Annotated in this window: 14 protein-coding genes and 1 pseudogene; 2 read left to right on the top strand and 13 right to left on the bottom strand. The window is 60.0% G+C overall.

The genetic code is table 11. From position 1 onward, the window contains the following. Positions 1-55 precede the first annotated feature (55 nt). On the top strand, positions 56-757 hold the full coding sequence (locus FHK92_RS18020; RefSeq protein ID WP_181289235.1) for an SOS response-associated peptidase family protein: 702 nt from the start codon (positions 56-58) through the stop codon (positions 755-757). Here the strand turns inward: FHK92_RS18020 and FHK92_RS18015 are convergent. The 3 genes and pseudogenes from FHK92_RS18015 to FHK92_RS27820 form a co-directional block, all read right to left on the bottom strand. Next, entirely contained in the window at positions 754-945 is a 192-nt protein-coding gene (locus FHK92_RS18015) for a hypothetical protein (protein ID WP_153388738.1), read from the bottom strand. The genes FHK92_RS18020 and FHK92_RS18015 overlap by 4 nt on opposite strands. 83 nt (positions 946-1,028) lie before the next feature. After that, the gene (locus tag FHK92_RS18010; protein ID WP_014339627.1) at positions 1,029-1,823 is read right to left on the bottom strand and encodes a DNA adenine methylase; all 795 of its coding nucleotides are present in this window, start codon (positions 1,821-1,823) and stop codon (positions 1,029-1,031) included. A gap of 148 nt (positions 1,824-1,971) precedes the next feature. Next, a pseudogene (locus tag FHK92_RS27820) lies at positions 1,972-2,119 on the bottom strand (lysis protein); the annotation flags it as partial. Between the two features lie 520 nt (positions 2,120-2,639). Here FHK92_RS27820 and FHK92_RS18005 point away from each other — a divergent pair. Continuing rightward, positions 2,640-2,855: a hypothetical protein gene (locus FHK92_RS18005; RefSeq protein WP_181289234.1), complete on the top strand. Its 216-nt coding sequence runs from the start codon at positions 2,640-2,642 to the stop codon at positions 2,853-2,855. Here the strand turns inward: FHK92_RS18005 and FHK92_RS18000 are convergent. The 10 genes from FHK92_RS18000 to FHK92_RS17955 all read right to left on the bottom strand — a co-directional run bounded on the left by FHK92_RS18000 (position 2,852) and on the right by FHK92_RS17955 (position 11,375). Next, positions 2,852-3,394, bottom strand: coding sequence for a lysis system i-spanin subunit Rz (locus tag FHK92_RS18000; protein ID WP_181289233.1), 543 nt, complete (start codon positions 3,392-3,394; stop codon positions 2,852-2,854). The genes FHK92_RS18005 and FHK92_RS18000 overlap by 4 nt on opposite strands. Beyond that, positions 3,376-3,939 (bottom strand): glycoside hydrolase family 19 protein, encoded by a 564-nt coding sequence (locus tag FHK92_RS17995; RefSeq protein ID WP_181289232.1) that lies wholly within the window; start codon positions 3,937-3,939, stop codon positions 3,376-3,378. The genes FHK92_RS18000 and FHK92_RS17995 overlap by 19 nt, the downstream gene beginning before the upstream one ends. A gap of 67 nt (positions 3,940-4,006) precedes the next feature. Continuing rightward, positions 4,007-5,053 (bottom strand): phage late control D family protein, encoded by a 1,047-nt coding sequence (locus FHK92_RS17990; protein WP_181289231.1) that lies wholly within the window; start codon positions 5,051-5,053, stop codon positions 4,007-4,009. Between the two features lie 64 nt (positions 5,054-5,117). Then, entirely contained in the window at positions 5,118-5,324 is a 207-nt protein-coding gene (locus tag FHK92_RS17985) for a tail protein X (RefSeq protein ID WP_181289230.1), read from the bottom strand. After that, complete coding sequence (locus FHK92_RS17980) at positions 5,299-6,144, bottom strand: phage tail protein (RefSeq protein WP_181289229.1); 846 nt, start codon at positions 6,142-6,144, stop codon at positions 5,299-5,301. The genes FHK92_RS17985 and FHK92_RS17980 overlap by 26 nt, the downstream gene beginning before the upstream one ends. Before the next feature lie 9 nt (positions 6,145-6,153). Next, on the bottom strand, positions 6,154-8,733 hold the full coding sequence (locus FHK92_RS17975; RefSeq protein ID WP_181289228.1) for a phage tail tape measure protein: 2,580 nt from the start codon (positions 8,731-8,733) through the stop codon (positions 6,154-6,156). A gap of 100 nt (positions 8,734-8,833) precedes the next feature. Beyond that, the gene (locus FHK92_RS17970) at positions 8,834-9,160 is read right to left on the bottom strand and encodes a phage tail assembly protein (RefSeq protein ID WP_181289227.1); all 327 of its coding nucleotides are present in this window, start codon (positions 9,158-9,160) and stop codon (positions 8,834-8,836) included. A 31-nt stretch (positions 9,161-9,191) separates the two neighbouring features. Continuing rightward, positions 9,192-9,701, bottom strand: coding sequence for a phage major tail tube protein (locus tag FHK92_RS17965; RefSeq protein WP_072393735.1), 510 nt, complete (start codon positions 9,699-9,701; stop codon positions 9,192-9,194). 12 nt (positions 9,702-9,713) lie between these two features. Continuing rightward, positions 9,714-10,877: a phage tail sheath subtilisin-like domain-containing protein gene (locus FHK92_RS17960; RefSeq protein WP_181289226.1), complete on the bottom strand. Its 1,164-nt coding sequence runs from the start codon at positions 10,875-10,877 to the stop codon at positions 9,714-9,716. A gap of 84 nt (positions 10,878-10,961) precedes the next feature. Then, positions 10,962-11,375, bottom strand: coding sequence for a phage tail assembly chaperone (locus FHK92_RS17955; protein WP_258232680.1), 414 nt, complete (start codon positions 11,373-11,375; stop codon positions 10,962-10,964). Between the last annotated feature and the right edge of the window lie 26 nt (positions 11,376-11,401).

Raw genomic sequence — 11,401 nt, 5'->3', positions numbered from 1 at the left:
GTACAAGGTTCGCGGTCAATTTCGTATAGGAAAAATCTGACAGGCGGGACAGCTCATGTGCGGGAGATTCGTGCAGTACGAGGGGATGGCGGTGTTTATGGAGGAGCTTGGCCCTCAGCTGCCATTGTTCGGCGGGTACGACGCGGAGCCGATCAGCCGGTACAACGTGGCTCCGACGACCCGCGTGCAGATCCTGCACAGCACAGAGGCAGGTATCCACATCACTCCAGTGAGGTGGGGATGGGCGCCCTTTTGGGCGAAGGGGAAACGTCCGGATCCGATCAATGCCAGGATCGAGACCGTTACGACGGGAAAGTTTTTCAAACAGCTTTGGCCGGCCGGGCGCGCACTGGTGCCCAGCGAGGGTTGGTATGAGTGGGTTAAAGACCCAAATGATCCGAAGAAAAAACAACCCTATTTCATCCGGTTGAAGGATCAGAAGCCGATGTTCTTCGGGGCGCTCGCACAGGCCCGTCCAGGTCTGGACGAGCAAGACGGTGACGGTTTCGTAATCATTACCGCGTCATGCGACCAGGGCATGGTAGATATCCATGATCGCCGGCCGTTGGTGTTATCACCTGAGCAAGCGCGGGAGTGGCTGGACCCGGATCTCAGCCCAGGGCAAGCAGAGGAAATTGCAAGAGACCATTCCAGGCCTGAGGCCGATTTCGAATGGTATGCCGTGGGCAAAGAGGTGGGGAACGTCAAAAACCAGGGAGCACAGTTGTTGCTCCCCTGGAGTCTGGAAGAAAATTAAGCCTGACTACGTTGATCCTGGAGGCGGGCCGCCTCTGGGAACCCCACCCAGCGTGCATCCTGGTCCAACCCCCGCCCAGCCAGCACTACGCCGGCCCAATGGTTGAGATCTACCTCTCCACGTGCCACCGCTGCCAGCAAAGCGGAGGGAAAGATATTCAGGTATTTGTCAGCGGTTTCGGTTTCCATGGTCTTGGTCCTTCGTTTGTGTGACCACAGTAACGCTCCAGCGTAATCACATAGCAAGCGGATCAGATCGAGCGCGACAACCATTAAAACAGCCCTCCCAACGCCGCCGGCTCCCAATTCATGATCACCAACTCACCGCTGACCTCGGCCTTGCCTTGACGCTGGTTCGTGTTGCTGTAGCGAATGTCCAACGTCTCGAAGTGAAAGCCTTCGAACACACGCCGGATGTCCGGGTGATCGTTGATGCTGACCATGACCTTACCCTTGCAACGGCGCATGAAGTCAGCCATCCGCTCGTAATTTTCGAACGGGAAATCCACGCCATAACCAGCGGTCTGCCAGTACGGCGGGTCCATGTAGTGAAATGTATGAGCGCGGTCATAGCGCTCAGCACAATCAAGCCAGGGGAGGTTTTCGACGTAGGTACCGGACAGTCGCTGCCATGCGGCCGAGAGGTTCTCCTCGATCCGCAGCAGGTTAATGGCCGGGCCAGTGGTTGCGGTGCCGAACGTTTGCCCGGTGACCTTGCCGGCGAAGGCATGGTGCTGCAGGTAGAAGAACCGGGCGGCGCGCTGGATGTCTGTGAGGGTTTCAGGACGGGTCATTTTCTGCCACTCGAATACCTGGCGCGAGCTGAGCGCCCATTTGAACTGGCGCACGAACTCTTCCAGGTGGTTCTGCACGACGCGATAGAGCGTCACCAGGTCGCCGTTGATATCGTTCAGGACTTCAACGGGAGCGGCCTGGGGTCGCATGAAGTAAAGCGCGGCACCACCGGCAAAGACTTCAACATAGCATTCGTGAGGCGGAAAAAGCGGAATGAGGCGGTCGGCTAGGCGGCGTTTGCCGCCCATCCAAGGGATGATGGGTGAACTCATTGAAAGCAAGACCTTACTGTATGGATAAACAGGTGCTAGACTCGCCGCGCTTTGTGCACGGAGCAGGAGCCTTGGCTGGACTTGCAGGGACATCTGCAGGGACGGCGACCGGACCGGATGTTGGCGCATCCGGCCCGGTCGCTCCTTTTCACTTCGGTGTTGAAACTTCTTTGGCGTAGGCCTGAGAGACTTCCATAGCTACCAACCCTCGGCCGGCATCGGTGATGCCGATATTGAGCATGCGTGGGATCAAGTCGGGCGCGTGTGGCTCCATGAACCATAGGGCCGGTACCGGTGAAGGATTAACGGGTTTGAATGGGTAACGGTTTAACGTGGCTCGCACCGTTGGAAAGCGCAACCATAGGCTGAAATTGGTTCCACTCCCTTGGATGACAAGGCCTCAGGCTTAACGTTTCATCAGGCCATCCAGGCAATCTTGAAGGGCCTGTATTAACTAACGCATCCAGTCGTGAAAGCATGGTATACACAACATGGATCTGCCCGAGCAGTAAGTCTCTTTGCACGGCGATGTCCTCGCATAGAGCTGTTACGCGAGCGTTCCAAGCGTCAACCACATCACTTTGATAATCCCCCGAGGGCGTAGGTAAATCTCGTCTTCGCATGGCTGCAACTCAAGTCATTGAACTGAACTCTTGAAGGCTCGTTACTCCTTTATGAGCTGACCTGACGCCCCTAAAACCTTCTCAACCAATTAGACAGGCGGATGATTTGAGGAGTAGCCCCTCAGCTGTGCGTCGAGAAATTAATGCGCCCTATAGGCGATTCCCCGAGATGCACACTTCATAGGACTAACCGATGGACGCCACTGAGCGACTACATTCGAAGGTTATTCAATACGCCCAAGCTGAGATTCACAGTATTTTGCTAGGTGACGGGGAAGCCCAAAGACACTTCGACCAGTTGATGGGGATGCTTAATGGCTTTGTCCACTGCGGCATAATCTCCCAAGCTGAAGCCGATGCGCTAAAGGGCGATGCCGAAATGGCACTGAGCAACGCTTTGCGCCGTTAACGTCCTTGCGACACCTCTCTGGCATAGGCCTGGCAGGCTTTCAGCGCTATCAACCCCCGGTCCCCGTCGTCGGTGATGCCGATAATTCGTTGAGCATGCGCCGAGTCAAGTCGGGCGCGTGCGGCTCCATGAACCACGCCGCCGGCGCTGGTGGTGGCAGGCACTGCACCGCTGCAGGCGGTATCGGTGGCGTCGAGTAGGACTGACAGCCGGACATCAGCAGTAGCGAGGCGATCACGTAGGCGATCCTGATCACGTTGGGCATCGGTTAGGGCTCGATAGTGGGTTTGGTCATTGGCGGCCAGCCGCTGTTCCAGGGCCAGGCGCTTGTCCTGCTCGGCGCGCTGCAGCGCGGTCGAGGCCAGGGTGATTTGGTTGAGGGTTTCGGTGTGGAGCCGGGCTTGTTTTTCCAACTGCTGACCGTATCGCCAACCCTGGACCGTCCAGGCGAGAACCGCCGAAGTGGCGACCAGAGCGAACAGTAGAAGCCCGGCGGCCAGCACGCGGTATTGCAGCGGGATCAGGTCGACGAAACGCATAGCACCGCCCTCGCCCGCTCCCACAGCTGCAGACGATCTGCCAAGCCGTTGAGCCCGCCGTTGATTTTCCGGGTGATCATTTCGAACTCATCACGATCAGCCAGCACGTTCAGCTCCCTGACCCACCAAAACCATGCAGCCGACTCGGCCGCCCATTGGGGCAGCTCCAGCAGTTCGGGCGTGCGCAACAGGCGCTCGTCACCGAACAGCGCCAAGCTGCAGCGTAGGTAGTTGTGGGCACCGGTAATCTGGATTAAGCCGCGACCACGATAGCGTGGGCCATCTCCGTCGGGCTCGGGGGAGTTGCCGAGTTTCGAAGCCAGCGAACCGGTGTCGTATTTGCTGAGATATTGATCGCCGCCCAGCTCCCGCACGTACTGCAGTTGGCCGGACTCATGCCCAACCTGGGCCAGGAATGCCGCCTGCCGCTTGGGCGTATCGATCTGTCGGTGTGCCATGGCGGCGTTCAGGGCCGATACGAAAACGCCCGCTTGGCGGCGGGCGTTGGGCATGATGCGCTGTAGTTGCTGCTCGGTGAGTGGCATGGGGGCTCCAAAAAAAAGCCCGCTCGATGGCGGGTTGCGGTTGTGTTTGAGGTGGTGCTGAGTCCGCTTAAAGCTGGACGACCTTGACCGGCTTGGCTTCCTTCTTCTTTTTCTTACCTTTGGCATTGGCCTTGCCCTTCTTGCCGCCGTTGCATTCGACGACGGTGGTCCAGCCGGCGGGTGTGAATAACTGCTCTACCGCGTCCGCCAGATACTCCCCGTCGAGACCCGGCTTGATGCCCTGGACCACAATCAGTCGTTCGGCGAAGACGTCAGTTCGCCCAGCCATCTCCAAGCGCACCCCGGCAGTGCTGCGGTTGAACGCGGCCAAGCGCGCCTTGGCGGCCTGCTCGGCGGCGGACTTGTTCGGGTAGATATGCCGGTCGGTGTGGACCGCAGGAAGGCCGTCGGGCAGCTCATCATTCCCCAGCTCGACCACCTGCAGGGCGCCCGTCTTCTTGTCCTGGTGCTTGGTGCGCACGGCCTTTTGCGTGTTGCGATCACCAAAGCGGAATTGATAACGGCTTAAGTCGGCACGACCAAGCACTACGGGGCTCAGATTCTTGCCGCTAGCGGTTTGGCTACCCTGGCGAGGCATCACCAGCAGCTTGCCGTCGGCCAGCTTGGCGGTGCAGTCGTATTGCTTGGCCAGCCGGGTGATGAAGTTAAAATCCGATTCGTTGAGCTGGTCGACGCGGGGCACTTTGGTCTGGACCGGGCATACCGGCTGCCAACCATTGCGGGCGGCCACATCCCGGACGATCTGCTGCAGCGGTACGTTTTCCCAAGACCCGCTGCGCACAGTCTTTCCGCTACCCCGCATGTCGCTCGCTTTGCCCCGAATGCGCAGTGTGTCCGGAGGACCGGATACCTCCACCTCATCCACGGTGTACTGACCCAAACGGGTCAGAGCCTTTCCGGCGTAGCCCAGGTACACCTCAATACGTGCGCCACGTGTCGGTAACGTGACTGCTTGATCACGGTCATCAATGCGCAGCTCGAAGTCGTCAGATTCCATGCCGGGCTTGTCCGACGTGCGCAGCTCCAGCAGCCGGTCGTTGATCAGCGCGGTGATGTCCTTGCCGTCCGCGACGATGCGAAAGGTAGGGTTCATGGGTGACACTCCAGAAAAAAGAAACCCCGTACAGGGCGGGGTTCATGAAACGCGACGGCATGGATTAGTCCCATAACTGAACCTCCTCCAAGGTCTGCGCCGGCAGATCCGGCAGCAGGATGATCACGCCAGCACGAAACGGTTGAGGCTCATCGGCCAGCCCCTGATTGGCGGCAAGCACGGCCTCCACCGTGCCGTTCAGATGGCCGTAATAGTGATGGCAGACGGTGTCCAACAGATCCCCGTCAGACGTTCTGCAGGTCGTCGCCATAGCTCACAAACTCCAACGAGAAGGATTGTTTACGCGGAATTCCCCCCGCGAGCAGGTGGCTTTGTTCTTCCTCAATGTTGAGCAGGCACCAGGTGCCCAGCACCTCCCCGTAGCCGGTGGTCAAGCTGAGCGGTTGCAGACGACCGCCGATGGTGCGCAAGGTATCCAGCTGTTTTAGCCCGCCTTTGAAACCAGGAAAAATCGCGCCCTTAAGGGTGATTTTGTCCTCTCCCTGCCCTACCGCCTGCTGGGCAATGCTGCGCGTCAGGCGTTCTTGGCCAGCCCAGCGGAACGATGTCTGCCTACGCAGTTCATCGAAAGCCGCCGTGTCCAAGTTGAAGTAGTACGGCTGGGCGTTCGGCGCCAGGGGCTGCATGATCAGCAGGTGCGGAAAGGCTTTCACCGCTTCGGCCGCCGGGGTCAGCTGTGGAATGAATGCACCCGTGGGCATGATGTTGCTCAGCGACGGGCTCACCTGCCCAGCGATGCGATTGATCGCCGCGCCCGCCTTGCCCGCCTGTTCCTTGAGCGAGCCCAGCCGTTCCTGTACCTGACTGGCGGCGTTGACGGCCTGATTGTATCTGGCTGCCACTTGCCCCACGGCGGACTGCGCCGCGTTGATGGCTCGCATGGTCCTCTGGACCTTGGCGCCGATGGCCGGCCCGATGAAGGGCACGCCCTCCAGTTCCGAGGCGGCGCCCGTCATGTCGCTGATGGCGCCGTTAAGCGGCCCCAGCATGCCGTCGAGACTGGTACGGCCAGACTCCCCCGCTGCAAGCAGCGATTTCAGCGCCGATTGCATTTGCTCCATGTAGGCCATGGCACCTCCTTAAACGTGGGGGGCATCGAACAATTGGCTCGACGACTGTCGAGCGAGCGTCTCCCGAGAGAAAGCCTCCATGAGCTGACGCAAGTGCGGCTCCAACTCCCGAGCCAACTGCGCAGGATCTTTTACGTCGCCCTGAACGGTGATGGTGACATTCGGCGCGAAGCTGAAAGCCTGTTCGACCTTCGGCGGTACGGGTGGCGTAGGTTCCGCTGGTTTGACGACCTCGGCAGGCTTGGCCTCTTCGGCCTTAGCCTCACTACCAAACCAGGACTTGCCCAAGAAACTGCCGATGCTCTCCCCACCCAGGCCGCCCAAAGCGGCACCGATTGCGCCGCCAATGGCGGTGCCGATGATTGGTACCACTGAACCGATGGCGGCCCCTGCTGCACCGCCGGCCAGGGCGCCCGCGAAACCACCTGCAGCCCCGCCATAGCCCTCGGCTTTTTCGTCTTGGGTTGTGGCGTTGAGCGCGGTATCCAGAACTCCCACCCCTGCATCCAGCACGTTACCGCCGGGGATGCGTTTGGTGGCTCGGGTGACTCCCCTGATGGACTGAACCGCACGGCCGAGCGAGCCACCGGACGCTGCCTCCGCAGCAGCAGCCATAGGCGCAGCAGCCAACAGACCCACCTTTGGCATGACAGACACGGCGGCAGGGGCTGACACGACCGGAGGACTGGGCACCCGGTCGGGTAATCGCCGACGCGAGAGGGTCCCAATGCCGCTACGGCGACCACGCCGGCCACGTTGGCGCCGACGTGCACCGCCGCCAGGATCTCCACCAGGACCAGAGCCTGCCCGGCCTATCGCATCAGCGTTGACGACAAATACACGTTGCGGCTCAGTGCTCAGCCCTGCGCCGGAATCGTTGCCTGCCCCCATCAGCTTGCCGAGAGCCCCCAGGCCTTTATCCACCGTCTTGATACCGGTTTTCGGTGCCTTGGCTACAGCGTCACCCAGCGAGCCCACGCCTCGTTCCATTGCCCGGCCGCGAGTGATGTTGTACAGCCCCTTACCAATCTTGACCGCACTGGCCGCCGACTTGAGCGCTATCAATCCGGCCGTGATGCCGGCAATACCGAGCACCACCGGTTGCGAGCCGTCAGACAGTTTTGTCAGCCAACGCACAACGGAGGTGAGACCCTGGGCAACCGCATCCGTCGCAGGCCGGATGGCATCGCCAATGCTGCGCATGCCATCGCTGACCGCTTGCCCCAGCTCGTCCCACATCTGTTTCGATGTCTCGCGCCGCTCGGCCAGGTTCTTGTCCAGGATCCCACCAGAAGATTGCGAGTCCTTTTTCAGTTGCTCGTACAGCTGTTTGTTTTGCGAATAGGCCGTAAGTGCTGCCTTGACCTGCATGTCGGCGAACAGGTCACCGGTACGCAGGGATTTCTCCAGCGCATCGAGCGCCGCCTTGGCTTTCTCCGGATCCGCTTCCTTGCTGATCTTGGCCTGGGCTTCGGCCATCTTCGCGGCTTTGGCTGGGTCGGTGGCCTGAATGTATTTCATGGCCAGGGCAAAGCTGGATTCCAGCGTCGACATGCCCTTTTGAATGCCGGTATTCAGCGAGGCTTGATAGTCAATGCCAGCGTCCTTGTACGCCTTGACCACATCGCTCGAACCGATTTTCTCCATCCAGTTCTTGAGGTTGTTGGCCGCCTCGTCCGAACCGCCGGCCGTTTTCATCTGCACTTGAAGCATCGCGCCCAGGGAGCTGACCGCGTCCATGCCGGTGCTGCCATTCTTTTCCATGGAGGCCAGCAGCTGGGGAAACCACCGGGCCATGTCGCTGGCTTCGAAGCTACCCGCTTGCCCTTGAAAGGCGATGGCCTCCAGGGCTTGCTGCATTACTTTGGGATCATTGATCTTGGCGTTCTGCTGCAGCGCCATGATCATGCTGGCCGTGTCGACGCCCGATGCGCCCTGGCCAATGGCGAACTTGGCCGCCGTCGGCGCGTAGGCCATGGCTTGCTTAAGGTCCATACCGGCACCGACCAGTTGGTTCACCAGATCCGCGACATCGTTCCGGGCCATGCCCGTATCGCGTGAGGTCTGGATCACCGTCTGGTTGAGCTGTGCCTCCTGTGGCTTGTTGACCACGTCTGCCTTGATCGCGATGTCCCGAATGATCGCCTGATAATCCGCGCTGACCTTGGTGGGAATCGCCGCAAGGCCGGTGGCGACGACGCCCTGACCGATGCTCGATGTGAGTCCTTTCTTGCCAGCATCGAGTTGCTGGTGGCCTTTGAGCTGAAGATCCGCAGCCTTGGCCGCCTGGCCGAGCCGCTGGTATTCCTGGCCCAGCCGGCCCACCTGGACACCTTGCTTGCGCAGGGCATCGAGGTTGCCGTTGAGCTTGCGCAACAGGCCGTCCGCCGACGCCGCGCCCGTCTCGTGCGCCCGCTTCCATTCATCCCGCAGGCGGATGGTTTCGCCAATGGTGCTCTTGAGCACCTTGGCCTTGTTGCCTTTGTCCTCCAGCTTTTTGATATGCCCTTCAACCGTACGAAAGGCAGACCCCACCGTCGAACTGACGGCACCGCCAATCACCAGCGATAACGCCAGTTTGCTCGCCATCGACTACCCCTCGTTTCAGTCCGAGAGCCACCAAACCATGTCGGAGAACGGCATGGTCTGGATTTCTTCGGAGGAAAAATTCAGCTCGGCGGCTAGGCGCTTAGCGAGTTGCTTCTGCACTGCCTGGGTGAAGTTCATCTTCTCGCACCAGACGAAAATACCCGGCCTGCAAACGGGCGTAGTCCTTGAGGATCATGCTGTCCAGCTCCTTGGGATTGACCTCGGCCAACGAGGCGAACAGGTTCAAGTCCTGTTGCTCCTCATCGTTGGGCGCGGTTTGCCGGGCTATACGAAGGTCACGCACGGTCGGTGCTCGCAGGCTCAGAGTATCGACGCGCACGCCGTTGGCCTCGACCGGGACGGTCAGTTTCACCGTGACGCGGTCAGCGGCCAGGGTCATCCAGCTTGGAGTTTCGGTATTGCTCATGATGGTGTTTCCTTGAATTCAGTAGGGGGGATCAGACGCCCAGGGCGGAACGCTGGGCGGCGAGTTGGTCAACACCGTTGATTACTCGGCGCATGCCGAGGGGGTCGATCTCGTAAACGGTTCGGCCGTCCACTTCGAGCTTGTAGTAAGTCAGCCCGACGGCATGCTTGATCTCGGCTTTGTCGCCAGCTTTCCAGTCGCCCATATCGACTTCTTTCAACGTGCCGCGCAGGGTGACGATGACCGGGGTGACTTTGCCTTTGAGCCCTTTATAAGCGCCCCGAAAAGTGCCGTTGAACGCCGTGCCGTCGGCCAAGCCGAAGAATTTCAACGACTCACGGCGTACGCCCGTGGTGGTGAAGTTCGCCTCCTGTTTTTCCATGCCCATGTCCAGCTCGACCGGGGCATCCATGCCACCGCCGCGATGCTCTTCCATCTTGAGCGTGAGCTTGGGCAGCGTCAGGCTCGGTACATCGCCCTGGAAGCTGACGCCGTCGACGAACAAGTTCAGGTTCGCCAGGGTTTCGGGAATCATTGCCATTGAGGTCGCTCCTTAAGCGGCAGTGTCGAGCACTTCGGTCAGCCATTGATTGGTGACCTCTACGCGGAAGTTGGGATTTTCTGCAGGCGGGACGTCGGTGAAGCGGATGTTCCAGTACACCTTGCCCTGCTCGAGCTGGCTGGCCGTGTTCAACTCCGGATCGGCGAAGACCTCAAAGTTGATGATTGCGCCTTGGGCTTTCAGATCGCGCATGAACGCCTGCAGGCCTTCAGTCACGTCCTTGATGTACGTCGCGGTGATAGAGCGGTCGACCGCCCATTTGTGGCCGTACAGAATCGCGTCCATGACGATGTCCATGGTTCGCACGCGAGTCACGAAGGCCCACTTCGGATCGCTCGACAAGGTGCGGTTGCCCCACAGGCGGAAACCATCGTCACGGATGATCGTGGTGATGTTGGCGTTGTTGAGCAGGTTGGCCCGGCAGGTTTCGTCACCGTCCAGAAACTCAATCGGCCGCGTGGTGCCAGTGATGCCTACGAATTCCTTGTTCGAAGGCGAAGCCCAGAAGCCGTATTCGCTGTCGGTCCAGGCGAACAAGCCCGCCACCCAGGCCGAGCCCGGCGCATCGACGGTGGTATCCGCCGTGGTGTCCCAATACTGCACACCGGGATCGACCAGAAACGCCCGCTTGGCGCCGAAGTTTTCGGCGTAAGCCAGGACGGCCTCGTCGGTTGTGTTCGGGCCGTCGAGGATGGCCAACCCACGCAGTTTGTCCGCCAGGGCAACCAGGGCCGTACCGACCGCCAGGGTCGAGCTGTGCTTGGGGGTCACCAGCAGCCGCGGCTGCGCGTTGAATCGGCTTTTACCATCCAGCAGCGCTTGCAAGCCGGTACGCTTACCGTTGGCCTGTACGCCACCGATGATGGCCGAGGTCTGTTCGGCAGGATCCTCCAGCTTGGCCACGCCGCAAGCCACGATCACGGCCTTGGCTCGGGTGTAGATGGCTCGGCAGGCCTTGGTCATTGCGGAATCAGGCCCGAAGGCGGCCACCGCTTCGCGCTCGTTGGTGATCATCACCAGGTCATTGGGCTGCGCGCTGTAGGCCGGCGCTGGGACGAAGGTGTCGACCAGTCCAATGATCGAGGACGACGGCAACGCAATGACACGAGCACCGGTATCAACGTTCGTGACGGTCACGCCATGAAAGAAGCTCATAGATTCTCCAGATAGGAAAAGGCCCCGCAACGCGAGGCCTGAGTGGTAAAGCGGAAAAGAAAACGCCCCGTCGGTGCGGGGCGTTTATTGGGTTTGTTCGGCGACCCATGGCGGCGCCACGGGACGGTATTGGCTATCAGGAAAATGCTCTGACTGAGGCCAATCACGGAGCGATTGCATATAACTAAGCAACTCGGTGAATCGTTCGGCGGTTAACGTGGTGGCCCGTTGCAAATCCTGCTCGTCCCGATGACGATCACGTAGCCATTGCCGCGCTGCCAATTCATCATCTCGCCATTGTCTCTCATGCGTCGCCAATTGCTCGTCATTCAGCGGTGGTGGATCAATCAAGATCGGCAAGCCGTCAGCGTCATGACTACGGACCTTGTCCGGCACCGGATTGCCCAACACTTCATTGAAGCGTTCGTCCGAAATGGATACCGCATCGTTCGGAATTGATGAATGAATACCTGGCAAGTAGCACAGGCCAGTGCTCATGCTGTAAAGCCTCTTCGCTGTCATCC

It is taken from the genome of Pseudomonas brassicacearum subsp. neoaurantiaca (assembly GCF_013608025.1).
Lineage (GTDB): Bacteria > Pseudomonadota > Gammaproteobacteria > Pseudomonadales > Pseudomonadaceae > Aquipseudomonas.
Note: the sequence above shows the minus strand (reverse complement) of the source record. Positions and strands in the feature narration are given on the sequence as shown.

What these genes read in the sequence shown, in the direction of transcription:
- FHK92_RS17990 (WP_181289231.1), bottom strand. Translation starts at nt 5,053, where the DNA reads ATGAACCCTACCTTTCGCATCGTCGCGGACGGCAAGGACATCACCGCG.
- FHK92_RS17965 (WP_072393735.1), bottom strand. Translation starts at nt 9,701, where the DNA reads ATGGCAATGATTCCCGAAACCCTGGCGAACCTGAACTTGTTCGTCGAC.
- FHK92_RS18005 (WP_181289234.1), top strand. Translation starts at nt 2,640, where the DNA reads ATGGACGCCACTGAGCGACTACATTCGAAGGTTATTCAATACGCCCAA.
- FHK92_RS18015 (WP_153388738.1), bottom strand. Translation starts at nt 945, where the DNA reads ATGGAAACCGAAACCGCTGACAAATACCTGAATATCTTTCCCTCCGCT.
- FHK92_RS17985 (WP_181289230.1), bottom strand. Translation starts at nt 5,324, where the DNA reads ATGGCGACGACCTGCAGAACGTCTGACGGGGATCTGTTGGACACCGTC.
- FHK92_RS18020 (WP_181289235.1), top strand. Translation starts at nt 56, where the DNA reads ATGTGCGGGAGATTCGTGCAGTACGAGGGGATGGCGGTGTTTATGGAG.
- FHK92_RS18000 (WP_181289233.1), bottom strand. Translation starts at nt 3,394, where the DNA reads ATGCGTTTCGTCGACCTGATCCCGCTGCAATACCGCGTGCTGGCCGCC.
- FHK92_RS17980 (WP_181289229.1), bottom strand. Translation starts at nt 6,144, where the DNA reads ATGGCCTACATGGAGCAAATGCAATCGGCGCTGAAATCGCTGCTTGCA.
- FHK92_RS17955 (WP_258232680.1), bottom strand. Translation starts at nt 11,375, where the DNA reads ATGAGCACTGGCCTGTGCTACTTGCCAGGTATTCATTCATCAATTCCG.
- FHK92_RS18010 (WP_014339627.1), bottom strand. Translation starts at nt 1,823, where the DNA reads ATGAGTTCACCCATCATCCCTTGGATGGGCGGCAAACGCCGCCTAGCC.
- FHK92_RS17960 (WP_181289226.1), bottom strand. Translation starts at nt 10,877, where the DNA reads ATGAGCTTCTTTCATGGCGTGACCGTCACGAACGTTGATACCGGTGCT.
- FHK92_RS17995 (WP_181289232.1), bottom strand. Translation starts at nt 3,939, where the DNA reads ATGCCACTCACCGAGCAGCAACTACAGCGCATCATGCCCAACGCCCGC.
- FHK92_RS17975 (WP_181289228.1), bottom strand. Translation starts at nt 8,733, where the DNA reads ATGGCGAGCAAACTGGCGTTATCGCTGGTGATTGGCGGTGCCGTCAGT.
- FHK92_RS17970 (WP_181289227.1), bottom strand. Translation starts at nt 9,160, where the DNA reads ATGAGCAATACCGAAACTCCAAGCTGGATGACCCTGGCCGCTGACCGC.